This window comes from Colwellia sp. PAMC 20917 (assembly GCF_001767295.1).
In the GTDB taxonomy this organism is placed as follows: Bacteria; Pseudomonadota; Gammaproteobacteria; order Enterobacterales; family Alteromonadaceae; genus Colwellia_A.
This window is the reverse complement of the sequence record NZ_CP014944.1, coordinates 3,467,270-3,492,385: the sequence shown is the minus strand read 5'-3', so window position 1 is coordinate 3,492,385 and position 25,116 is coordinate 3,467,270. Positions and strand designations below refer to the sequence as shown.

Annotated in this window: 22 protein-coding genes; 12 read left to right on the top strand and 10 right to left on the bottom strand. The window is 36.6% G+C overall.

All coding sequences use genetic code 11. The annotated features are described in order from the left end of the window. Nucleotides 1–42: 42 nt before the first annotated feature. Nucleotides 43–1,350: an acetyl-CoA C-acyltransferase FadI gene (gene fadI, locus A3Q34_RS14940; RefSeq protein ID WP_070376076.1), complete on the bottom strand. Its 1,308-nt coding sequence runs from the start codon at nt 1,348–1,350 to the stop codon at nt 43–45. A 246-nt stretch (nt 1,351–1,596) separates the two neighbouring features. Between fadI and A3Q34_RS14935 the strand changes: the two genes are divergently transcribed. Genes A3Q34_RS14935 through A3Q34_RS14900 form a run of 8 tightly spaced genes read left to right on the top strand, consistent with a single transcriptional unit; the run spans nt 1,597 to nt 10,028 of the window. After that, nucleotides 1,597–2,562 carry an AAA family ATPase gene (locus A3Q34_RS14935; protein ID WP_070376075.1) on the top strand — a complete coding sequence of 322 codons (966 nt, stop codon included), beginning with the start codon at nt 1,597–1,599 and terminating at the stop codon, nt 2,560–2,562. A 59-nt stretch (nt 2,563–2,621) separates the two neighbouring features. After that, nucleotides 2,622–3,650 (top strand): DUF58 domain-containing protein, encoded by a 1,029-nt coding sequence (locus tag A3Q34_RS14930; protein ID WP_070376074.1) that lies wholly within the window; start codon nt 2,622–2,624, stop codon nt 3,648–3,650. Further along, complete coding sequence (locus tag A3Q34_RS14925; protein ID WP_070376073.1) at nt 3,638–4,147, top strand: DUF4381 domain-containing protein; 510 nt, start codon at nt 3,638–3,640, stop codon at nt 4,145–4,147. The genes A3Q34_RS14930 and A3Q34_RS14925 overlap by 13 nt, the downstream gene beginning before the upstream one ends. Then, complete coding sequence (locus tag A3Q34_RS14920; protein ID WP_070376072.1) at nt 4,144–5,142, top strand: vWA domain-containing protein; 999 nt, start codon at nt 4,144–4,146, stop codon at nt 5,140–5,142. The genes A3Q34_RS14925 and A3Q34_RS14920 overlap by 4 nt, the downstream gene beginning before the upstream one ends. Nucleotide 5,143: 1 nt before the next feature. Continuing rightward, complete coding sequence (locus tag A3Q34_RS14915) at nt 5,144–7,066, top strand: VWA domain-containing protein (RefSeq protein WP_070376071.1); 1,923 nt, start codon at nt 5,144–5,146, stop codon at nt 7,064–7,066. 5 nt (nt 7,067–7,071) lie between these two features. Next, on the top strand, nt 7,072–8,748 hold the full coding sequence (locus A3Q34_RS14910) for a BatD family protein (protein WP_070377195.1): 1,677 nt from the start codon (nt 7,072–7,074) through the stop codon (nt 8,746–8,748). 58 nt (nt 8,749–8,806) lie between these two features. After that, complete coding sequence (locus tag A3Q34_RS14905) at nt 8,807–9,322, top strand: sigma-70 family RNA polymerase sigma factor (RefSeq protein ID WP_070377194.1); 516 nt, start codon at nt 8,807–8,809, stop codon at nt 9,320–9,322. Next, nucleotides 9,315–10,028, top strand: coding sequence for a DUF3379 family protein (locus A3Q34_RS14900; RefSeq protein WP_070376070.1), 714 nt, complete (start codon nt 9,315–9,317; stop codon nt 10,026–10,028). Before A3Q34_RS14905 ends, A3Q34_RS14900 begins: the two co-directional genes overlap by 8 nt. A 775-nt stretch (nt 10,029–10,803) precedes the next feature. On the opposite strand, the gene putP is transcribed toward A3Q34_RS14900, so the two are convergent. Next, nucleotides 10,804–12,297 (bottom strand): sodium/proline symporter PutP, encoded by a 1,494-nt coding sequence (gene putP, locus A3Q34_RS14890; RefSeq protein WP_070377193.1) that lies wholly within the window; start codon nt 12,295–12,297, stop codon nt 10,804–10,806. A 254-nt stretch (nt 12,298–12,551) separates the two neighbouring features. Here putP and A3Q34_RS14885 point away from each other — a divergent pair, with 254 nt between their 5' ends. Further along, nucleotides 12,552–13,778 (top strand): EAL and HDOD domain-containing protein, encoded by a 1,227-nt coding sequence (locus tag A3Q34_RS14885; protein WP_070376068.1) that lies wholly within the window; start codon nt 12,552–12,554, stop codon nt 13,776–13,778. Nucleotides 13,779–13,915: 137 nt separating this feature from the next. On the opposite strand, the gene A3Q34_RS14880 is transcribed toward A3Q34_RS14885, so the two are convergent. The 4 genes from A3Q34_RS14880 to A3Q34_RS14865 form a co-directional block, all read right to left on the bottom strand. Further along, nucleotides 13,916–14,725 (bottom strand): DUF2884 family protein, encoded by an 810-nt coding sequence (locus tag A3Q34_RS14880; RefSeq protein WP_070376067.1) that lies wholly within the window; start codon nt 14,723–14,725, stop codon nt 13,916–13,918. A gap of 165 nt (nt 14,726–14,890) precedes the next feature. Next, the gene (gene zapE / locus A3Q34_RS14875; protein ID WP_070376066.1) at nt 14,891–16,015 is read right to left on the bottom strand and encodes a cell division protein ZapE; all 1,125 of its coding nucleotides are present in this window, start codon (nt 16,013–16,015) and stop codon (nt 14,891–14,893) included. Nucleotides 16,016–16,134: 119 nt separating this feature from the next. Then, the gene (locus A3Q34_RS14870) at nt 16,135–16,341 is read right to left on the bottom strand and encodes a cold-shock protein (RefSeq protein WP_070376065.1); all 207 of its coding nucleotides are present in this window, start codon (nt 16,339–16,341) and stop codon (nt 16,135–16,137) included. 282 nt (nt 16,342–16,623) lie between these two features. After that, entirely contained in the window at nt 16,624–17,172 is a 549-nt protein-coding gene (locus A3Q34_RS14865; protein WP_070376064.1) for an RNA methyltransferase, read from the bottom strand. 412 nt (nt 17,173–17,584) lie between these two features. Between A3Q34_RS14865 and lepB the strand changes: the two genes are divergently transcribed. Beyond that, entirely contained in the window at nt 17,585–18,247 is a 663-nt protein-coding gene (gene lepB, locus A3Q34_RS14860) for a signal peptidase I (protein WP_070376063.1), read from the top strand. 297 nt (nt 18,248–18,544) lie between these two features. Beyond that, nucleotides 18,545–19,321 (top strand): peptidylprolyl isomerase, encoded by a 777-nt coding sequence (locus A3Q34_RS14855; protein WP_070376062.1) that lies wholly within the window; start codon nt 18,545–18,547, stop codon nt 19,319–19,321. A 10-nt stretch (nt 19,322–19,331) separates the two neighbouring features. On the opposite strand, the gene arfB is transcribed toward A3Q34_RS14855, so the two are convergent. Both arfB and hpf read right to left on the bottom strand, forming a co-directional pair. Then, on the bottom strand, nt 19,332–19,745 hold the full coding sequence (gene arfB, locus A3Q34_RS14850; RefSeq protein ID WP_070376061.1) for an alternative ribosome rescue aminoacyl-tRNA hydrolase ArfB: 414 nt from the start codon (nt 19,743–19,745) through the stop codon (nt 19,332–19,334). A 123-nt stretch (nt 19,746–19,868) separates the two neighbouring features. Beyond that, nucleotides 19,869–20,225, bottom strand: coding sequence for a ribosome hibernation-promoting factor, HPF/YfiA family (gene hpf, locus A3Q34_RS14845; RefSeq protein ID WP_070376060.1), 357 nt, complete (start codon nt 20,223–20,225; stop codon nt 19,869–19,871). A 313-nt stretch (nt 20,226–20,538) separates the two neighbouring features. Here hpf and A3Q34_RS14840 point away from each other — a divergent pair, with 313 nt between their 5' ends. Continuing rightward, nucleotides 20,539–21,642 carry a 1-acyl-sn-glycerol-3-phosphate acyltransferase gene (locus tag A3Q34_RS14840; RefSeq protein ID WP_070376059.1) on the top strand — a complete coding sequence of 368 codons (1,104 nt, stop codon included), beginning with the start codon at nt 20,539–20,541 and terminating at the stop codon, nt 21,640–21,642. Nucleotides 21,643–21,710: 68 nt separating this feature from the next. Here A3Q34_RS14840 and A3Q34_RS14835 read toward each other — a convergent pair whose 3' ends face one another. Together A3Q34_RS14835 and A3Q34_RS14830 are read right to left on the bottom strand one after the other, a co-directional pair. Then, entirely contained in the window at nt 21,711–23,108 is a 1,398-nt protein-coding gene (locus A3Q34_RS14835) for a hypothetical protein (protein WP_070376058.1), read from the bottom strand. A gap of 182 nt (nt 23,109–23,290) precedes the next feature. Then, entirely contained in the window at nt 23,291–24,730 is a 1,440-nt protein-coding gene (locus A3Q34_RS14830; protein WP_197517599.1) for a hypothetical protein, read from the bottom strand. Nucleotides 24,731–25,116 lie beyond the last annotated feature (386 nt).

Here is a 25,116-nt window from a genome sequence, read left to right as displayed (position 1 = left end):
TAAGCGCTTCATCGTTTACTTGAGTGTTATTAGGTGCAGTCATTAGTCAGTCTCCACTATCATTGCAGCGCCTAAACCACCAGCGGCACATGCGGTAGTTAACCCCGTACCTCCACCTCGACGATTTAACTCATTAAGGGTTTGTACGATTAAACGAGTACCTGTTGCTGCAAAAGGATGACCATAAGCTAACGACCCACCCATCACGTTAAATTTAGCCATATCAATATCGCCAATCGCTTTATCTTGACCTAATTGCTCACGGGCAAATTTTGTACTGGCAAACATTTTCATATTAGCAAGTGCTTGTGCTGCAAAGGCTTCATGCATTTCAATTAAATCTAAATCTTTTAATTCCATACCTGCACGCTTAAGTGCTAATGGCGTCGCATAACTTGGCCCCATAAGCATATCTTGCCAAACATCAATGGCAGCAAAAGCATAACTTTTGATATAACCAAGCGGTTTATAACCTAATTCTTTTGCACGCCCTTCACGCATTAAAATAATGGCAGAGGCACCATCTGTTAATGGTGTACTTGTTGCTGCAGTCACTGTGCCGTGTTTTCTATCAAAACAAGGACGTAATTTTTTATAACTGGCAAGTTCTGAGTTCTCACGAATACAGTTATCTTTTTCAATAAAACTTTTATAAGGTTCACTGTAAGCGGTCATCACCTCACCGGCTAACTTACCTTCTTGCCAACTTTTTGTGGCTAAAGTATGCGAACGGTGCGCTAACTCATCTTGAGCTTCACGAGAGATATTATGGGTTTTTGCCATCTGCTCTGCAGTCTGCCCCATCGATATACCCGTAGAGTATTCAGCAACAGCTGGTGGAACAGGCATAATATCTTTTAGGCCCAACTGACGAATAAGTGATATTTTTTGCCCCAAGCTTCTCGCTTTACTTAAATCAAGTAAGATACGAGCAAACTTTTTTGACACACCAATAGGCGCAACTGATGAAGAATCAGCACCACCAGCAATACCGACATCAACATAACCGGCCATAATAGCTTCTGTTACATTAACCGTTGATTGAAAGCTTGTTGCACAAGCTCTTGAGACACTATAGGCGTCGGTATTTACATTCATGCCGGTACCCAAAACAATTTCGCGGGCAATGTTTGGCGCTTCAGGCATTTGTACCACTTGGCCAAAAACTAATTGGTCAATAATAGTAGGGTCAATATCATGCTTTTTTAGCAATTCATTAACGACAATTTTTCCTAAATCTACTGCTGGTACACCATGAAAAGCAGTGGCTTGTTTTGCAAAAGGTGTTCGCAACCCAGCCACTACAGCGATGCGTTCTCCGTTTCGAGTCGTTAAATTCATTTTTGTCATGTTTTACCCTTCTATCGTAATATCTAATTTTATCGTCTTCAAACCAAGAGGTCTGACCACTTGTTGATTGCTTTATTCTAACCTCAAATGAAATAAATACAACTCCCAGCTAAAATGTGAGCTATTCATTCGAAAATAAATTGTTAAAAATCATGTCAAATTGTAAAAAATCCTTGTTTTATGGTACCTGAACCTTATATATATACCCATAGGTTTAACAATAAAAACAAGTAAGTGGTAGTTAGCATGGCAATTGAACATTTTTCATCTTTAAAAGAATACTTATCTCAACAAATTATAGGTCAACACGCCCTTGTTGAAAATTTACTTATTGCATTGCTTGCCAATGGTCACCTAATTGTAGAAGGTCCTCCTGGCTTAGCAAAAACTCGTGCCGTAAATGCATTAGCTGAAGGTATTGAAGCTGATTTTCACCGCGTGCAATTTACCCCTGATTTATTACCTGCTGATTTAACTGGCACCGATATTTATCGCCCTGAAGATGGTACTTTTGTTTTTCAGCCAGGTCCTCTTTTTAGAAATTTAGTACTCGCTGATGAAATCAACCGCGCGCCAGCAAAAGTACAATCCGCTTTATTAGAGGCGATGGCAGAGGGACAAATTACGGTTGGACGCAATACTTATCCTCTTCCTGACTTATTCTTAGTGATGGCAACACAGAATCCTATTGAACAAGAAGGTACTTACCCTCTTCCTGAAGCACAATTGGATCGCTTTTTAATGCACATTGAAATTGATTATCCTGATGCTGTAAGTGAATTAGCTATTTTAAAGCTCAACCGCGGCGAAGCACTTCAACATGGAAAAGAAAGTAAAAAACCGGTAAAAGAAATATCGCAAAGTGATATTTTTGCTGCTCGCGACCAAGTGATGGAAATTCATATGGCACCGGCCATTGAAAATTATATTGTTGATTTAATTATGGCGACGCGTACTCCAGAAAAATATGACGACCAATTAAAAAAATGGCTCGCTTATGGCGCAAGTCCCCGAGCAACCATTGCACTTGACCGATGTTCACGTGCTAGAGCTTGGTTACATAACCGTGATTTTGTTAGCCCTGAAGATGTACAAGCCGTATTCCATAATGTATTACGTCACCGCATTTTGCTGACTTACCAAGCTGAAGCTGAAGGTATTAACAGTAATCAACTTCTTGATCACTTACTAAGCTTAGTCGCTGTTGCTTAAATAGCATTAATTGCTTTAACAACATCAAATAATGAACGATCAATCTTGTAAGTAAATTTATGTGGCTTAATCAAAAAAAAGAACAAAACCAGCAAGACGTTGCAAATCTGCTTAGTAGTGTTTTAAGTAATGGTATTGAATTATCAATCGATGAATTAATTCAATACCAAAACAAAACTAAACTCATTGATCTCGCTGCGCGTAAAAGTCAGCATGGTCAAATGTCAGGTAATTACTTATCTCGTAGTAAAGGGCGAGGTATGGAATTTGACGAAGTACGTCATTATCAAAATGGTGATGATATACGTGCCATCGACTGGCGAGTAACAGCACGAACAGGTAAAACCCATACTAAAATTTTTCGTGAAGAAGTTGAACGTCCTGTACTCGTAGTAACCGACCTCAGTAATTCAATGTTGTTTGGTAGTCAGTTTTTATTTAAATCAGTACAAGCTGCACATTTAGCGGCATTAGTGACTTGGCATGCTAAAGGCCGAGGCGATAGAGTCGGCGGTATTGTTTTTAATCAGCATAAACATAGTGAATTAAAACCGCGCAGTCGCAAACAAGGTGTGCTTCATTATTTACACAGTTTAGTAGAAACTCATCAGCATACGTTATCTATCGAACAGCAAAAACACCTAGAACATTTGTCTATTGAGCAGCAGCATGATTCTGCCAATGCTGCTTTTGAAGAGAATTGTGCACGACTAAGACAACTTGCTCGCCCAGGAAGTTTGGTTTATTTAATCACCGATGGTAATTATATTAGCCAAGAAACTATCCGCCACTTATCCCATATCAGCCGTCATTGTGAACTAGTTGTCTGTTTGATAAGTGATCCGCTTGAGCACGACTTACCTAATAGTAAACATAAAATGAACGTTACGGTGACCGATGGAAACTCACGACAGCAATTATTGATTGGTGATGAAAAGGCAACTGAAAATTATCATCAACAAGCCAATGAACGAGTTCAATTGAAAAAAGACTTATTACTGAAAGCCGGCGCTCGAGTATTGCACTTCTCATCAGGTCAAACTTTAGAGCAACAATTAACGGACGGAGTTGCCTCATGGAAGCGTTGAAACAACCGTCTGAGCAATTAGCTCAATTAAAAGATATTCACTTACCAGAGCAGGTTCATAATTACCCATTCGCTTATGGCTGGTGGATCTTACTTGCGTCTATATTAATAGCGCTCGTTTTCGTTATTGTAAAATGGCAAAGAAGCCGAAAATTATCTCATGCTAAAAAATTAGCATTATCAAAACTTCAAAGCACCGATAATAATGACGAAATAATCACTTTATTAAAATGGGCTGCATTTCAGTACTTTCCACGAAAGGAAATTGCCTCGTTACATGGAGAGCAATTAAAAGATTTTTTCAAAAACACCTTAGCAATTAAGCATCAAGAAAGATTTTTAACCTTATCTGAACAGCAATTTAGTCATAAATATCAACTCACTAAAAACTCAGGAAGTGAAACGTTGAAGGAAGCCGCTCATCTTTGGCTCAGTCAAGCGCTTCCACCGCAGTTACAAAAGCAAAATTCGGTAACAAAACATGAGAAACAATCATGATTAATCTACTACTACCTTGGGTATTGTTAGCGCTGCCAATACCCTTATTAATGTATCTATTGCCAGCAAAGAATCAAAACCAAGCGGCAGCATTAAAGATGCCTATATTAATTCAAAATACCTCTAGTCAAGGTTTTTCAGCTAAAACTAAAAAGTCGCCACGTATTTTGTTTTTACTGATTTGGAGCTTAATTGTTCTATCTGCCAGTCAGCCGCAATGGCTCGGTGAAGCAGTAAATGTACCCACCGAAGGGCGCGAAATGATGATAGCTGTAGATCTGTCTGGCAGTATGCAAGTTGAAGACATGCAAATAAATGGCAGCACCGTTAACCGCCTAGATATGTTAAAAGTATTATTAGGCGAGTTCATTGAACGTCGCACCGGTGATCGTTTAGGTCTTATTCTCTTTGGTGATGATGCCTATATGCAAACACCAATGACCTTTGATAGAAAAACAGTGCAGCAGATGCTTGATGAAGCCGTATTAGGTTTAGTCGGTAAACAAACCGCAATTGGAGATGCTATTGCCTTGGCAGTAAAACGCTTTGATGCAAAAAAACAATCAAATCGTGTGTTATTACTGTTAACCGATGGTCAAAATACGGCGGGTAAAATAACCCCAGAACAAGCATTAGAACTCGCAGTTGCAAAAAACATTACCATTTATTCAGTAGGCATTGGCGCTGATGTAATGATTCAAGATTCAATTTTTGGCAAACGTCGCATTAACCCATCTAGCGAATTAGATGAAGAGTCATTGCAACAATTGGCTAGCGAAACGGGTGGTTATTATTTTCGTGCCCGTGACAGTAAAGATATGAGTGAGATATATCAATTACTCGATGCGCTAGAACCGATAGAGCAAGACCAACAACAAATGCGTCCACTTACAGCATTATTTTATTGGCCATTATCTATAGCATTATTATTATCATTTTTTTATCTAGTTTGGGTGAACCTACCCACTATCACATTAAAAGGAGCGAATAATTAAAATGGCTGACTTTCACTTTATTCGTCCTTGGTGGTTATTAGCTATCATCGCCTTATTTTTTGCGTTAAAACTCCTCAAAAAATACCGGTTGAGCCAATCTGGCTGGCAACAATTACTTCCAAAACATTTAGCAAGCGTCTTGGTTGATAAGCAAGACAGTCAGCAGAAGTTGTCGCTTACTTTCCCTTTTATCATAGGTTTATTAGCAATTGTTGCTTTAGCCGGACCTACGTGGAAAAAACTGCCACAACCCGTTTATCAAATAGCACGCGGGTCGGTGTTGATCATGGACATGTCGTATTCTATGTATGCTACTGATATTGCGCCTAATCGATTAACAAGATCGCGATACAAAGCGATTGATTTACTCGAACAATTAAATGAAGGTGAAATAGGCTTAATCGCCTATGCCGGTGATGCTTTTACGATTAGCCCTCTAACAGACGACATTAATAACATTAAATTGTTATTACCATCTTTGTCCCCTGAGCTAATGCCAGAACTTGGCAGTAACCCTCTAGCTGCGCTAACGCTCGCTCACGATATGCTGGTTAATGCTGGTCATAGCAAAGGTGATATATATTGGTTTACTGATGGTATCGATAATTATGATATACAAGACATCACCGATTGGAGTAGAAGCAATAATCATCGATTGAATATTTTAGGCATAGGCACAACAACTGGAGCGCCAATAAAGCTTAATAATGGTGAACTGATGAAAGATAATAATGGTTCTATTATCGTCCCTAAATTATCAATATCAGCCTTAAAAGGCGCAGCAAAAAGAGGCAGTGGTTATTATGCAACACTTGCTAACAATAATAGTGATATTGAAGCATTACTTCGACGACCCAGTGATGTTGAAGATCAACAACAAAAAGAATCTTCAAATACGGGTGATCAATGGCAAGAAGCCGGTCCCTATCTATTATTTTTTGTCTTAGCCTTGTTATTACCCTACTTTCGTCGAGGCCGTTTATTAGCGATAGTGCCGTTAATATTATTAATGACACCCGTTGATAAAAGCTATGCGCAAAGCACAACATTACCAAGCACTATAAAACCCAATTCAGTGCTAACAAAAGAATCAGTCCCAGATAAACAGGTAACTGATAGTTTTTGGAAAAATTTATGGCAAACCAAAGACCAACAAGGACAACAACAGTTCAACAGTGAAGCTTTTGAGCAAGCAGCAACTAGTTTTGAGAATTCATCTTGGCAGGGGAGCTCTTATTATCGCTCAGGAAATTACGAGCAAGCATTAAAGGCATTTCAACGCCAAGACACTGCGGAAGCTCTGTATAACCAAGGTAATTCTCTAGCGCAATTAAAACGTATTGATGAAGCAATTAAAGCGTATGAACAAGCGTTACTAAAAGATCCGCAGCATCAAGATGCAAAGGCCAATAAAGCTTACCTTGAAGAGTTAAAAAAACAACAAGAGCAGCAACAAGAAAACCAAGAACAGAACAACGAAGAAAACAACGACAAAAATCAAGAACAGCAAGACCAGCAAGAACAAAACAAGCAAGAAAATCAGGGGAAAGATCAAGAGCAGAAAGACAGTGAAGATCAAGCTCAGCCAAGTGAATCTGAGCAACAAGATGATCAAAAAGAAGCAACTGACAAAGAGCAGACCGAACAAGAAAAGTCTCAGCAAGAACAAAAAGATAAAGCCGAGCAAGAAAGGCAAGCTAAAGAAGAGGAAGGTAAAGAAGACGACCCAAGCCAACCCGAGCAAACACCTGCTCAGCTTCGTGCCGCCGAACAATTAGCAGAAGAGACCGAACAAAAACACCAACAATTACTCAACAAAGTAACTGATGATCCCTATATGTTACTGAGAAACAAAATGCAGCTCGAATATCAAAAGCGCCGTAATAGTCGAAGTAGTCGCGCAAAAGGAAAAAAACAATGGTAAAAATAATGACCCAAACAATAATAGCCCTACTAACTATTTTGCTCAGTAATACGCTTTTTACCCCTAATGCGTTTGCGGCAACTCAGATTAGTGCAACTATTGATAAAAATCCTATCGTGGTTAATGAGTCTTTTATTTTAAAAATCACCATAGATGACGATGTCGACACCAACGCTTTAAATACCTCCGCGTTATTAAAAGACTTTGTCGTTGGTAGAACATCGGTGAGTTCGCAAACTAGTATGGTTAATTTTAAAACGACACAAACAACAACCTGGAGTACTTTGCTAATAGGTAAATCAGCAGGTGATTATATTATTCCTCCTTTCACCATTGCAGGCATAAACTCTCAAGCCATAAAAGTACAGATATTAGCTGAAAATCATCCGCTTGCTGACAAACAACAAGACATCTTTATTACCACTGAAATATCGACCAAAGAAGTCTATGTTCAACAACAATTAACCTTAACAGTAAAGCTACACTTTGCTGCAGAATTAAAGCGTGGCAGTTTAAGCGAACCAACGTTAGAAAGCGCCAGCATTACTCAAATTGGAAAAGATAAAGAAGAAGATACTATTATTAATGGCCGTCGCTATCGAGTTATTGAAAGAACCTATGCAATAAGTCCTAAAAATAGCGGTGAATTTACGTTAAAGTCACCGCTATTCTCTGGCGAAATCTTAGTGCCATCAACGCGAAGAAATAACATGTTTAGCTTTTCAGAAACTAAACCTGTTAGTGTCATTGGCGATGAAATTCAACTATTTGTTCGTCCTATCCCTGAAACATTTCAAGGCACATGGTTACCGAGTAATTTACTCGCTATTCATCAAGACTGGCAACCTGATGTAGCAACGTTCAAAGTAGGTGAGCCTATTACGCGCATCATTACCTTAACCGCAGCAGGTTTATCCGAAGAACAATTGCCACTTTTAGAGATGACGGTGCCCAAAGGCCTGAAAGTCTATCCAGACCAAGCTCAATTACATACAGGCATGAGCAGTGGCCACTTGGTTAGCCAAAAAGTTAGAAATTTTGCCATTGTTGCCAGTAAGCCTGGCGAATATCAACTACCGGAGATAAGTGTTCCTTGGTGGAACACCGTCACTAACCGTTATCAAGTCGCTACAATTGCTGCTCAAAAAATTACAGTTTTACCTAATAGCGAGCTTAACGCAGCTCCAGCTGTCATGAAAAATCAGCAAAACAAAGCACTTATTCCAACAGAAACAATTGTTATTACTCAGGCATCCTGGCTGCAATGGCTATTTTTAACCTTATGGCTACTTACTGCTTTAGCGTGGTTTATCAGTGCAAAACGCTCTAGACCATTGGCAGTAAAAACAACGAAGATTGATAATAGAAATAATAATCCTTACTTATCTTTATTAGCCGCCTGTAAAAAAAATCAGGGCTTAGAAGTGCTCGCTTTAATATCGCCATGGATAAATACCTTACAAGCAAAAGCAGGTAACAAAATAACTGCAACACTTGATGATGCGTTAATCGAGATTAATGATAATAAATTTCAGGACGAAATTGAGTTGTTACAACAATGCTATTATGGGAAAGAGCAAAAAACTTGGCAAGGAAACGCCTTAACAAGCTTAATTCAAGCTATTAATAAGCAAGGATTAAAAGCAAATGAAGCTAAGGTTATAACTCTGAATCCAAGATAAAAATGAAATATATTTTTAAAAGCGAAATAAAATAATGTCAGCTCAGGTCTCTTACAACATGGCAACAAAACAAGTTAGATATGAAGCACTCGTTAAAGCTTTGCATGGCGATTTATTCCGTTATGCTTATTGGCTATGTCACGACAAACATGTGGCTGAAGACTTAGTGCAAGAGACATTTTTACGGGCATGGCGAGCTTTAGATTCATTAAAAGATGAAAAAGCGGCTAAGTCATGGCTGATCACAATTTTACGACGAGAAAATGCTCGTCGTTTCGAACGTAAACGATTTGATATGAGTGAATATGAAGAAGCCACTATTACCGATACTAAATCAACAAGTAGCGAACAAGAAATTGAAAACTATTGGCTACGTGAAAAAATAGCACAAATGCCAGAAGAATACCGTGAGCCATTAGTATTACAAATTATTGGTGGTTTTTCAGGTGAAGAAATAGCTAAACAGCTCGATTTAAATAAGAATACCGTGATGACAAGGTTGTTTAGAGCGCGTAATCAATTAAAAGAAGCTTTAGATAATACTCCCAAAGTTAGAGGTCAGTACAATGGATGATTTGCAATTTAGACGTCGTATTTATGCAGATCCAAATACACGTGATGAAGATATGCTTGCTGCAATTCATAGTGATCCTGCCAAGCAAAATTTTACACAAGAACTTGAAAGTTTAGACAGTAAACTCTTTCAAGCGTTAAATGTTGAAGTACCTGCAGGCTTAAGCGATAAACTTATTTTACGTCAAACCATGGCCAGTCATCAGCAACAAAAACGTAAAAGTCGTGTTCGTTTAGCTTTAGCTGCGTCTGTTGCCTTTGTGATGGGTTTAACGATTAATTTTATGCAGTTTTCTAATGCCTATAACAACCTAGGGGATTATGCGATAGCTCATATTGCCCATGAAGAAGGACATTTTTCTAACACTTCAACTGCAAATGTTAGCTTAGCCTCTCTTAACGATAAAATGGCGACGTTTAATGGCAGTTTTACAGATAGTATAGGCAAATTAATGTTTGCTAATTATTGCCGGTTTGATGGCATGAAAAGCCTGCACTTAGTTTTTCAAGGTGCAACAAGCATGGTCACTGTTTTTATTGTTCCAAATAATGAAGAGCTTGAATTTACCGCTGATTTTTCAACAGATAAATTAATAGGAAAATCCCAACACTTTAAAAACAGTAATATTATTGTGGTTGCTGACAAAAGTGAATCGCTGACACAGTGGCAAACAGCCATCGATAAAAATATTAGTTGGTCTATTTAAGCCATAAAAAAAATATTTTACTGTTAACTTCGTCGCACATGAAACCATGGCGACGAAGTTCTTAATCCCCTCTTATCAAAGCTCAATTCCTTTTGCACTAAAACCATCATCTTAATACCAAAATTCCAATGCTGAACTAGTTTCAGTATCGAGTACACACCTCTCAAACCACAGAAGCCATAGTCGTCATGCTGAACCAGTTTCAGTATCTAGCACTCACCTCCCAAACAACAGAAGCTAAAGTCGTCATACTGAACTCGTTTCAGTATCTAGTACTCGCCTCCCAAACAACAGAAGCCAAAGTCGTCATGCTGAACTCGTTTCAGTATCTAGTACTCACCTCCCAAACAACAGAAGCTAAAGTCGTCATGCTGAACTCGTTTCAGTATCTAGTACTGACCTCAATTAAAGCAACAGATACCATAGTCGTCATGCTGAACGCGTTTCAGTATCTAGTACTGACCTCAGTTCAAACCACAGATACCAAAATCGTCATGCTGAACTCGTTTCAGTATCTAGTACTGATCTCAATTCAAACCACAGATACCAAAATCGTCATGCTGAACTCGTTTCAGTATCTAGTACTGACCTCAATAAAATAGAGATTAAAATAATATATACGTTCATTGCCATCCTTGGCACCACGCTATTGCCTCCATGGATGGAGGTACTTATAATTTGTCAGGAACAAAAATCATGACCGTTCATCCTGAACATAAAAAGCCCGTTATTGAACATCAATAACGGGCTTTATTTGAGCGAGTTTACAATACCATTAATCGATATTGTGCTGCTCTATCATCTCATCAAACATTTTTTCAACAGATTCATCAGGTGCCGCGGTAAAGTTACTCACCACAACAATCGCTATTGTTGAAAGTATAAAGCCAGGAACTATTTCATACATCACTGAACTCAATAGTTCACCACCGACAGTTATCGGGGCATAAATCCAAATAAGAACGGTTATAGCGCCCGTTAACATTCCTGCTAAAGCGCCTTGTTTATTCATTTTTTTCCAGTAGAGACTTAAGATAACTAGTGGTCCAAATGCGGCGCCAAATCCTGCCCAAGCATTACTAACCAAACTTAAAATAGAGCTATTTCGGTCATAAGCTAAAGATATCGCAACAATAGCAACTAGAAGTACAGATAAACGGCCAACAAAAACAAGCTGTTTATCAGTAGCGTCTTTATTTAGAAACGCTTGATAAAAGTCACCGGTTAATGAGCTTGATGTCACTAATAATTGAGAAGAAATGGTGCTCATTATTGCAGCTAAAATAGCGGCTAATAAAAAGCCAGAAATGAGAGGGTGAAATAAAACCTGAGAAAATAAAACAAAAATAGTTTCTGGATCAGTTAATTCTGTTCCCGTTTTCGCCACATAAGCAATACCAGCAAAACCAGTTGCCATAGCACCACAAATAGAAACTATCATCCAAGTCATACCAATACGACGAGCAGCAGGTAAATCTTTAACTGACCGGATTGCCATAAAGCGCACGATGATATGTGGCTGGCCAAAATAACCTAAGCCCCAAGCCATCGCTGAAATAATCGCCAGCGCGCTAACACCGTTAAACATATTAAACTTTTCAGCATCAATAGAATGAATTACATCATTCATTGCTTGTACGCCACCAATGTCGCTTATGACCACAAAAGGTACCAGCACAAGTGCTACGAACATAATACACCCTTGCACAAAATCGGTTAAGCTTACGGCTAAAAAACCACCAAACATAGTATAAAGTACAACAACACCTGCGGTAACATAAAGCCCAACTTCATAATTTAATCCGAAAGAGCTTTCAAACAATTTACCACCAGCAACGATACCTGATGAAGTATAAAGCGTGAAAAAGACAATAATAACAATTGATGAAACTACGCGTAGCAAATGGCGCTTGTCATTAAAACGGTTTTCAAAGAAATCAGGTAAAGTTATCGAATCATTTGCTACTTCGGTATAAGTCCTCAAACGAGGCGCAACAATTAAATAATTAAAATAAGCACCTATCACTAAACCTACGGCGATCCAAATACTGCTTAAACCTGTCACATACATAGCACCTGGTATGCCCATTAGCATCCAACCACTCATGTCAGAAGCCCCAGCGGAAAGAGCCGTCACTGAAGGACTAAGGTTACGCCCTCCTAGCATATAACCTGCTGCGTCACTGGTCGATTTTTTAAAGGCATATAAACCTATACCGATCATGACAATAAAATATAAACCTAAAGAAAATAATGTACCAAATGCCAAATTAACCTCCGAAAGTATTATTATATTTTTACTAAGTAAAAAAATGTTAAAAAGTTCTGTTACTAAGTAAAAAATAGAATAAGCTAGTATGACTAGATATTTTGCTATTACTATACTTTTATTGTTTTCAACTATATTAAAGGTATTATCCATGTAATATTTTTATGCCTGTAACTAATATGTAAAAATAGTTGATGCTAATTTGTCCTTTTTCCAATATATTCAGTATAGTTACGAAAAGATCAGGAGTTTTTATGTATTTTTATGCCGCCAGGCAACCCATTTTAGATAAAGACAAAAATCTTTTTGCCTATGAATTGCTATTTAGAGACAGCATTGACAACGTTTTTCCTGATATTGATGGCGATGAAGCCACCACAAAAATGATTGAAGCAAGTAAATTTAACTTAGGTATAGGGGAGTTTACTGGTAATAAGCCCGCCTTTATCAATTTTACCCTTGAAACATTAAGTCTTGGTTACGCCAATATGCTGACCACTGATGAAGTCGTCGTTGAAATCCTTGAAACGGTTAAGCCGGGTAAAAAGCTATTAGCTATTTGCAAAGACCTTTATGAACAAGGTTATACATTAGCGCTAGATGATTATGAACATCAAAAAGTGTGGATACATTTTTTCCCTTATATCAAGATAATAAAAATAGATTGGAAAATATCCACTATTGAAGAAATTAAAGAAGTTAAACAAGCGATTGCTAATTTCCCTGATATTAAGTTACTTGCAGAAAAAGTTGAAACTTACGACGAGTATAATCAAGCACTAGAATTAGGCTTTGAACTATTCCAAGGCTTTTTCTTTGCTAAGCCTGAGATGATAAAAACTAAAAGTCTCTCTCCATCACAGATTGCTATGGCTGAGTTACTTTATGAAACATCAAAACCCGAATTAGATTTAATCAGTATTACTTCAGTCTTTGAACGCGATGTAACGCTTTCTTATAAACTATTAAGATATGTTAACTCGGCAATGTTTCGCAGACGAAATGAAATATCAACAATAAAACAAGCACTTGTAACCCTAGGGTCACAAGAACTAAAGCGATTTTTAGGTTTGATGTTTGCTATAAATGTTAACCCTGACAAACCTTCAGAGTTAATTAATTCAGCGATGGCTCGTGCTAAATTTTGTGAACTTGTCTCAAAGGATATTAGTGCTCCAATAGATTCATCTATTGCTTTCTTAACGGGCTTATTATCATTAATTGATGCCATTTTAGATGAAAAACTTGAAACGGTTTTAGAAAAGTTACCACTTGCACAAGAGATAAAGATTTCTTTACTCACTAAGAAAGGTGTATTGGCTGAGTTAATCCAGTTATTAGAGTACATTGAACATGCACAATGGGATGAAACCATTATTGTTATGAAGAAGTTAGGTATAGAAAAGGAAAAAGTAATTAGAGATTACAACCAAGCACTTTCTTGGGCTGACGAGCAGTCACAAATGACAAATGCCAGTTAATTAAGTCAATGGTTCGATTGACAAAAAACAAATAACCAAATAACCAAATTTTTACTCGTTTTTATTGTTAATGATTAGAAAATAGCACGCCCATGCTATGATAGGCGCTAAAGAAGTTTATCCGTATTTAGTTAAAGTTACATAAGATCTTTAGTATTTTTAGATAAAACAGTAGTGGTTAATAAATTAAAGTCTTTTAACACTATTATTTCGTTAGTTAACCTGTCTTCAAGTGCATCGATGTCGACAACAGATTGACAAAGTGCTTCACTACTTTTTTTAATTTGTTCGCCACGAAATTCCATTTCGCTTTCCATTTTGTCACCGAAATCCTCCATACGAGATTCAAAATCGTTCATATTGCCACCAGAGAAAAGCATCTGTTGCCCTACCGCTATCATTAAACTACCAATCGAATTTTGCACCGTCTTTTCTATCGCACTTTCAATACGTTGCTCAAAATCTTCATTGAAAAAGTTTTCTCCTGAAAAACCATCCTCATCAAAATAAATGTCATTATCACTGGTTAAGCCCTGATCAACTTCTTTACGTATCTCAGAAAGTTGACTAGTAATTTCAGCACTCAGCGTATTATCTTGACCTAGTAACTCATTAAACGCTAAGTTAATGCCGTCATTCGCAAGATCGATAGCATCCAAGGCAACACTTTTTACTTGTGGAACAGCTGCCCTAATGCCAGACGAATAATCATGAAGCAAGGATTGCTGATTATCTGTTAAGTCAACTTGAACACCATTGACATATAGTCGTTCATTATCAACTATTTTATAGAGTGGCAGTTTACTTTTAGAGAATTCAATGACGGTTGGCGTAATTTTAATACCACCAGATATTGTTGCATTGCATGAGTCATTTGTAAAAGATGCGGTGGAAGCGAACGTAGTGCTGCTTGCCAATATAAGTGCTGTTGCGATGAGTGTTTTCATATTATGCCCTTCGATTGTTATCGATTAAATAATGCCTAACGTAATATAGACATTACAAAACTAGTGCCAACTAGTAAAATCAATATAATTCAATAAGATACAATAAAGTTATAAAAAAAACTGAAAATTTAATACTATTTATTAGTGAAATAAACACATTTTTGGTTAATATGCTAATTGTTGCATTTCAATGAGACGGGATTGGCAGCGAGCAAACTCAAAGCTTAATTGCTGTCCTTGATAAAGATCAATTATATCAACTTCGGCATTAATAATAAGTCGTATATTTCTATCATAAAATTCATCAACAACAGCAATAAAGCGCCGAGCTTCGTCATCTAAATGGCAAAGTTGGCTTAACAATTTACCGTCGCGTTGATAATCATCTTCTACACCCGATATAACCGACGTTATGCGCTCTCCGTCAAATTGAGGAACTTGGTCAAGCAATACCAGTTTAAAATGATCAGCTAGGCTAATGTAGTCTCGCTGGCTTCTAGGGCCTGAACATAGTGCATAAAAATCAAAAAGTATAATAGTGTCTGTTTTCGCTTGAAAAGGGATTTTTCGGTGGTTAACCGTTATATTACCTGAAGTACCGACAATGCCCGTAATATCTAAAAACCTTTGTCTAAGTGTTTTGTTATTTAATGGGTAAGTATAATCACGATATGCAATTGCGGTTTCATCATAATGCTCTAAGCGATGATCTACAGCACCATCAACCGATAACACTTGGCAATAATGATTAATTAAATCTATGGTTGGCAAAAATCTTTCACGCTGTAACCCATTACGATAAAGTTCTTCGGGTCGACAGTTAGAGGTAGCGATTAAAATAATATCTTGTTGAAAAAACGCCTGAAATAAGCCAGAAAGCAACATAGCGTCACCAATATCTGAAACATAAAACTCATCAAAACACAGTACTTTAATCTTTTTAGCCCATTGCTTAGCAATAAATGTTAATGGATCACTTTGTCCTGTACATAAATTTAATTGTTGATGTACTTCTTCAATAAAGCGATGAAAATGAATACGTTTTTTAGCAGTAACAGCTAAGTTTTGAAAGAAGAGATCCATAAGCATGGTTTTACCACGACCGACCCTTCCATAAAGATAAATACCACGAATAGCAGACGATTTTTTCAGTCGTTTAGCAAGCCAAGATTTACGCTCATGTTGATAGATTTGTTCAGAAAGATCATCAAGTTTGGCGACGGCATTAACTTGTGCATAATCGTATTTAAAATTATTCGAAGTAGATAGAGCTTGGTAAGCAGAAAGCATATCTTAAGTTTTAAACGTTTAAACTAAATTTTTCCCACAAAAAAAGGGTGAGACATAAGTCTTACCCTTTTTAGCAATTTATTTGTATGAGGTAACTTAAGTTAGCTCAAGATACAAAATTAAAGAGCTTGAATGTTCTCAGCTTGAGGACCTTTCTGACCTTGAGTTACAGTAAACTGTACTTTTTGGCCTTCAGCTAGAGTTTTGAAACCGTCGCCAGAGATTGCAGAAAAATGTGCGAAAACGTCAGGACCAGATTCTTGCTCGATGAAACCAAAACCTTTAGACTCGTTGAACCATTTTACTGTACCAGTAGTTGTAGACATAATAGTATCCTATTTGTTTAATATAATTAATCTTAATTTTGTTTTAGCCATTAAATAAATTTAATTCACTAAAACGATGATGCTGAGAGTGTTGCTATGACTTATTAAACAGGACGAGCTACTAACATAACTTCGAAACTTGGTACATAAATATAGGTAGTACTTTCTAGCTGCGTGCATTGTATATCGTTGACAGAAAGAGTCAAGTTTTTTATCGACTTTATTAATTCCTTTGTTTGTTTTATGAACAAACCGTAAGGTTAACACTGTCCACAAGCCATTTTACTGTTTCACTTTTACCGTGTTATTTGTGTCTCGACTATTTCGGATAAGTTCATCGTCACCAATAGCTATTGCAGACTTTGCTAAGCGGTCATAAAGCAAAACATTTACTGTTGCTGCCAAATTCATACAACCATTCGTTGGAATATATACCACAGCATCAGCTTTATCGATAACAGCCTGACTAATAGTGCCATCTTCAGGGCCAAACACATACATAGCATTTTTAGGATGAATGAAGGCCGGCAATGGCACCGCTCCTTCAATTAAATCAACACATATTAGCTTACTCCCTTCGGGTAAACTTTCCACCAAAGATTCAACACCAATTAAAGGTATTTTTTTACTGGCACTTTGTGTGTCGGTATGAAATTTCGCGGCTCTTGCATACCTAACACCACTGTAGAGTACGCTATCAACTTGATAACATCCTGCTGCGCGCATTACAGCACCAACATTACTTGGGCTTTTAGGATCGGTTAAACCTAAGGTTATCTCAGCTGATTCAGCGTTTTTATGTTTTAACGGTACTTTTATCTTTTTAGTCATTAATATAATCGTTTTGGTTAGTTACTTTACAAATACAGCTAAATTCTACAGGAATTCTCCTTAGCTTTAATAAAAAACTCAAGTAAATAATAATTTATATTTGTTCTACAGTTAACATTTCATTTTATCTGTTCTACCTTAGCGACCCATAGTTTAAGCTCAAAACCTATAGTGATATGAACACTAAATAAGTTTCACACTAACAAGTAAAGTGACCAACTAAATTTATTATTTGAAGATTATACAAAGCTATTAATAACGCATTATTCATGAGCTCTTTTCTTGTCAAACAGTAAAGTTGTCATAATCCGTTACATTTCATAAGCAACAAATCAAAAAATAATGGTCATAATAAACTAAGATTTTCTATCAATAGCTATACCTGTGTCATCAAAATTTAAAAGGAAAGAAAATGAAAAATAGTCTCAAAAAACTATGGAAAGAAAATAAGTTATTATTTATTTTTATTGGTTTAATGTTAGTTTTTCGTAGCGCTGTTGCTGACTGGAGTGACGTACCTACAGGTTCGATGAAACCAACAATTGTTGAAGGCGATAGGATTTTTATTAATAAAATGGCTTATGATATTCGCTTACCCTTCACTCATATTTCTCTTGTTACACTTTCAGAACCACAAACCAATGACATCATTATTTTTGATTCAGTGGTCTCAGATAAACGTTTAGTAAAACGTGTAATTGGTGTTCCAGGTGATACAGTTACCATGAGAAACAATAAATTAATTATAAACAACCAAGTGATTAACTACAAAAAAGAATCAACAACAAACCCACCATCAAACAATTACCACGACAAGATTGAGACGATCAATGGTCAGCCACATTTTATTCGAACCAGTAAGTTGGCTTCACAATTGGATAACTTCAACCAAGTTATAGTGCCTAGTGGTCAGTATCTAGTTCTGGGCGACAACCGAGATAATAGTGCAGATTCTCGGGTAATTGGCTTAGTGCCAAGGAAGGAAATTGTTGGCAGATCTAGTCAAGTTGCTTTTTCTCTAGATTACAATAATAACTTTTTACCACGCACTAATCGTTTTTTTCATTCACTTTAAATGTTTGTTAACTACTGGTACTTTTTGCTCAGATTTTAAATCACATTAGGTAAATTCAAACGATTTTTTTTATTTTAATCTCAAATATACTGGTATTTATTTAACGTATGTCGTTAATAACGATATACGTTATCAGCTCTCACCGCTTTTATAGCCTCATTGATATGCTGAAAAAAACGCTACAACCACAAACTCAAATTTACAGGTAAGAAAAGCTCTTGTTGTTTTAGACTAATACTTTTAGTATCTCTAGCATTGTATTCAACTATTATTATCCCTAATAAATTTAAGGTTACTATGTATAAAACTTCTCCTAAATCACTTGTACTAGCGGGTGCATTTTCTGTTGCGACACTATTATCAGTATCGAGTAATGCGACAATTGTTGAATTTGAAACTTCTCAAGGGAATTTCAAAATTAACTTACACGATCAAACCACACCTAAAACAGTAGAAAATTTTTTAAAGTACATTAATGACGGGGATTTCAACAATACTGTTGTTCATCGTTTAGTGCCTAACTTTATTATGCAAGCGGGAGGTTTTGAATTTAACGGAAACTTTCCATTAACGGCCATTGATGTCGATAGTTCTGTAAAAAATGAGCCATTGTATTCAAATGTTAGAGCAACTATCGCGATGGCAAAAATAGCAAACAGTCCCAATAGTGCAACCAGTCAGTGGTTTATTAATTATAAAGATAATAGCGCTATTTTAGATAGACAAAATGGTGGTTTTACCGTATTCGGTGAAGTGATTGAAGGTATGGATAATATTGATAAAATAGCCCAGTTACCCATTTGTCAAAGTATACCAATGCCAGACTATACCAACGAGCAATGTGCTAATAGTAATTTTGTACCTGCAGATGAGAATTTTGTAACCATACGTACTGTTACCATTTCAAATAGTTCAACCACAACGGCTGAAAGCCTGTCTCCGGTAAAAAATACGCTGCTTAATCAGGGGAGCAGTTCAAGTGATAGTGACGGTGACGGTGGCGGTAGCTTATCCTACTTTGCATTACTGGCATTATCTTTAGTAGGCTTACGACGTAAAATGAAAATATCTTAACCGATGTTAACTAGTCAGTGACCTTGCCGCGGAGTGCTTTAACATTGCCGCGGTGAGACTTACCCGCTAAGCGTCTTTTTTTGGAGTTTTTTGATGGTTTAGTTTCTCTTCGAACCTTTTGAATAACCATTGCTGATTTAATCACTTCAACAACACGCTCAAGCGCAGATTCACGATTTTTCTCTTGTGTTCTATACTGTTGCGCCTTGAGAACTAAAATTCCCTCTTTAGTGATACGTTTATCTTTTAATGCTAATAAACGTTCTTTATAAAAGTCAGGTAAAGACGATGCCTTAATATCAAAACGTAAATGAATCGCTGACGATACTTTATTGACATTTTGTCCACCCGCCCCTTGTGCACGAATAGCGGTTAACTCGAGTTCATTTTGATCTAACCAGACATTATTTGAAAGGGCCAACATATTTTACTTCTACTACCTTATTTATTCACAAGTTAAGTATACCATTCATAATGATAATAATAAGCTAGAAACTAAAACGGGAGCAATAGCTCCCGTAAACATTTAAGTATAACTACTTTTAAATTAGTTCAAATTCATTTCTTGAACTTTCTCGTGGGCAATTTCAGGCGTAACTGAAACAGGCTTACTGTGTAAATTTGCTTTTAATTGGCCTTTTCTATGTTTAAGTGCGGCATCAAGCTTTTTGGCTACACTAGCAATTGCGGGAAACATGACATCGTCTTCTGCTGATACAGCAATACGACCACCTTCATAATTTGTTGTTATTTCTGCACCATATTTTCCATGCTCTTTTGAAAGAATAATGTCTAATGAGATCAGCGTTGGAAAATGGTTAGAAATTTTTAAGAATTTTTCATCGATATGTTCTTTTACACCATCGGTAACATCTACGTGGTGACCTGAAAGATTTATTTTCATAGGTATTCCTTTTGTTTATTGCTCTATTTAAGACTTGAGGGTAAAGTCGAAAAACGCAAGGCCTTAGTATGAAAAAAATAGAAATTAATTCATAAAAGAGCTTACACAATTAACTGTAGCAAAAATTATACATTTTATTTGGATTTTGCTTCATTTTTTATATTATTATTATTATTTACCCCTAAGCTAATGAAATTATATTACTTAAAAAAGTAAAGCATAAACAATAGGAGCCTTTTCATTTAAAAAGCGGTTATAATATCCGCCAATTTTTAAGTTAATTAATCGCTGTTAAGCAGTAAAGAGACCTTACATGTTTGATGATATTCGCCCTTATCGTGATGATGAGGTTGCAACTGTGATCCGAAAACTGATTAATGACCAAGGGCTACTTTCTTCTATTGCTAGTTTTAAAATGCCTCGACTGTACAAGCTTCTACCGGTAATTTGTCGCTCAGTGGTAAAATGGACGTTAAAGTTACGCGTGAGTAAGTTTCATAACATTGAAGACATTCAACGTGAAGTAGCAAAGTACTTGCATCACCTAGTAAAAAAAAGTACCGATGGTTTTACTTTTCATGGCTTAGAGAAAATTGATACAAGTAAACCTATGCTGTTTATCAGTAATCATAGAGACATAGTACTTGATGTCGCATTAATTAATTGGGCGTTGTACAACAGTGGCATTAATACCGTTGAGGCAGCAGTTGGCGACAACTTATTGCATCAACCTTGGGTTGCTGACTTAATGCGTATTAACAAAAGCTTCATTGTTAAACGCAGTGAAGAGTCAAAACGTGCCATGCTCAATGCGTCAAAGCAATTATCAGCCTATATTCACCATACAGTTTATGAGCGCCAACAAAACATCTGGATAGCACAGCGAGAAGGTCGTGCTAAAGACGGGATAGACAAAACCAACTCGGCTTTAATTTCAATGTTATTACTAAACAAAGACAAGCAAACGCCGCTTGCAGACTATTTAAATGAAATTAATATTGTACCTGTTTCAATTTCGTATGAATTTGATCCCTGTGATAGAGATAAAGCCATCGAACTTGCAGAACGAGAAGCAACGGGGTGTTATAAAAAGAAAGAAAACGAAGACTTAAATAGTATTACACTAGGGTTAATGGGGAAAAAAGGTCGTGTTCATGTTGAGTTCTGCCACGCGATTAAAGGCGACTATGCCGATAGTAAAGCCGTTGCAAAAGCCATTGATAAAGAGATTATCAGTAACTATAAATTATATGACAGCAACTTAACGGCTTATGCACAGCTTCACCAGCAAGATGACATTAAGCAAAGCGTAATGAATCAGTTAAATAGCCGGATGTCTGATTTAACTGAACAGCAACAGCATTGGTTATTAACCATGTATGCAAATCCTGTTAGAGCGAAACAAGCAGTAGATTAATGGCTAACAGAAACGGGTATGAATAAAAAAACGGCGCTTTATAGCGCCGTTTTTATATAAAAGTAAACTTATTTTTTTATTGATATGTGATAATTTTTTACATTATTAGCAAAAGAATTATTATTTTCATTTTGATAATACAATAAATAATTTTCATATTTATCAGTATCTTCACTTTGTACCAAATCTGTACTGGTACCCAATACAAGGGTCTCATCATTAATAATACCTTCATAACCAGGTAAAGCTGTAGTTACGGGTAATTGCCCAGTAATTCGCCCATAACTTGTCCATTTAGCTGGCATAGGTGTATTTTGTTCGGGGTGGTAAGCTTGATAATTGACGGTAATTATAGCCAAAGGATAATTAGCAACATTACTGTAATCATAACTCCAGTCTGATTTAATCTCTGAGAAATAAATATCATCAACATCTGGTTTTTTAGTCGTCGCGGCTAAGGCAAAACTAGTGTTGAAAGCTGAAGAAATAACTTGATGCTGGCTCGATATTTTTATTTGACCAAAAGCAGAATCAGTTTCAGATAAAATAACCTCTGCATTTGATTGATAAACAGTTTCTGAAACGTATAAATGGCTATTAAATAAATCAACTGAGTTATCATCTTCAAGAACTTTTGTTGAAAAATGCGCCTGCCCCAAAAATAATTGTTGTGTTGTAAAAGGCTGATGATTTTTAGTTAAGCCAATTTGTTCAATGGCGGCGAAAGCTGAGAGTTGCCATACAGCTTGATTGTCGCTATTAACGACTGTTTGACTAAAATCATCAATAAAGCCAGCAGCACCCAAAACGTTACTGTTATTTCCGGTACCAACAAGCGAGAAAGAATGTAATGGCCAGGCGCCATCAATTGCTCGACAAGCTTCAACATTAATAAAGTCAGTGCGTTGTGAGTCTACAGCTTCAGTGCTGGTAAATGTTGCTGAGCTGGTTACTTGAGTTATATCAGAGATAGGGGTATGTGACACTTCAACATTTCGAGTGATACATTCACAATTAGCATCCACAACTTTACTGATATGTTCTGCCTGATAAATTGCGGGCGTTGTTGCTTTGACTTGATGAAAGCTAACAAAATCTAAACCTTCCACTTTTCCTGCTTGCTGAGTTTTAGCAACAAGTGTGTAATTTATGAGTTCACTGTCTGATAAAAAACTAAAAAGTCCATCATCGTTTGGCTGTAACTTTGTAACAACACTCCAATCATTATTTTGAATAAACAGCTCAACATCAACAAACGGTAGTTTTTCGCCACATTTATTGGTCAGTGTAGACGTTAATGAAAAAGCATAATTTTTTGGCGCTGTTGGGGTCGTATTATCGCTACCACCACCTCCTCCACATGCTTGTATACCCAAAAAGATAGGCACTAATAAAAGTGTTTTTTTATAGTTGTTTAACAATGAGTTTATTGGGCAGTTTTGTAGCTGAAATAATTTTAATAGCATATAAAGAATTCTTCCTAAGTTTAGCGATCCATTACAGTAATTATAAAGTAATCACCACTAAGACTTAAAGCACTAATATCATCGAGTCTTGTATTCATTATAAAAAATGGTATTTTAGCTTTATATAAATAAAAAAGATCAGCAAATGCTGATCTTTTGATATTGAAATTTAAGTGTTAAGTTTATTTTTGCTGATAGAAAGCTGACATGGCTTTATATAATGAATATAAGTCAACTTTTGAACCTACCGCATAAGGAGAGTGAATTGACAAAATGGGTACACCAAAATCAATCACTTCCATATTGTCATTAGACAAATCGCTACCAATAGTTCCGCCAGAAGCTTTACCTTTATAAGTCGATGTTTGCCATTTGATTTTATTATTATCTAAGTAATTGCGCGTCCATGCCATGTACTCTGAGTTAGCATTAAAACCACCACCGTAAAGTTTCAAGTTAATACCGTTACCTAAGCGTGGCGCATTACCTAATTCCCAAACACCAGCCCAGTTAGGGTTAACACCCGGGTTAACATCCGCTGAAATAACTTTGGTATTACGCAAAACTTTACGTAACTGGTAATCGTTATAATCGTCACCCATTTGGTTGTATAACAAGCCACTTAACATATCAACAAGATAAGTTGAGCTTGCCCCGGTATTATTAATATTGCCCACTTCTTCGTTATCCACTAAAAAGGCAACCGAGGTATACTCTGGAATTTTCTGTTCAAAGATGGCAGTAACAGCGGCAATAGAGCTTGCCTTATCATCTTGGCCATAAGCAGCGATCATGCTGCGATCAAAGCCAACATCACGAGGTTTAGTTGCTGGTACTAAGGCTAATTCAGCAGACACTAAATCATCGATTGAAATGTCATACTCTGTTTTTAAGAAATCGGTGATCAATTCTTTTATTGATTTATCTAAGTCAGGTTTAGCTGCGATGATAACGTCAAGCTCTTCTTTCTTGATCACATCACGACTTTTACGATCCCTGTTTGGATGATCTACATGCGGCGCTAAATCAGGTACCATAAAAATAGGATCGTTTTCATCAAAACCAACAGAGATATTAATAACTGTCCCATCTTTTTTGTCAACGCGGCCAACCAGCGCTAAAGGGATATTGACCCATTGATAGGTTTTAATACCACCATGAACATAAGTCTGCAGCATAGCAAACTTCTCTTTTTCATAAAGCGGTCGTCCTTTAAGTTCTAGGCGAGGTGAATCAATATGAGCGCCAACAATACGAGTACCTTGCTCAAGGCCTTTTTTACCAATAACAATTAATGAAATAGTACGGTCACGATTGACGTCATAAAAACGAGCACCTGGCTTTAAGTTACTTTTTTCAGACAGACGCTTAAAACCTTGTTTCTCAGCACGTTTTATAGTTTCTGTAACAAAGGTCAATTCTGTTGGTGTTTGATAAATAAAAGTTTTGTAATCGGTCGCATATTTTTCAACGGCAACTAACTCACTTTCAGATAAATTTAGCCAGGTTGATGGTGAAACTTTCTTTGCTTGATCTTTTTCAGCTGTATCTGCATAACTATGACCAGAAAGGGCCATAGTACTTATTATTGCGATGCTTGTTAGAGTTCTTTTTATGTTCATTATTATTTCTTTTAATTAATGGCTCCTGATTATAATAAAGAGAAGTAACGTCTCCTGACAAGGTTTATTCGTTTGAACCGATAGAAAATAAGATGAACGTCGGCATTTTAATCCCCTTATTACAATAAATGTTCATCGCGTTGATCAATATTACTCAACACAATTAATTTTTGACATAAATCAGCAAACCAAAACAATAAAAAGTGAACAACAAACAGCACCTATTTGACATGAATAAATACTAAGAAAATACTGACACAACAATATTTTATATTAAAAAAGTAGATAAAAATAAGTTGATAAAAAGCAAGCTTTACCAAAAATCAGTTAAAATTCGATCAACTTCATTATTTACGCGATGACTGAAGTAATTTTACCCCGCTTAT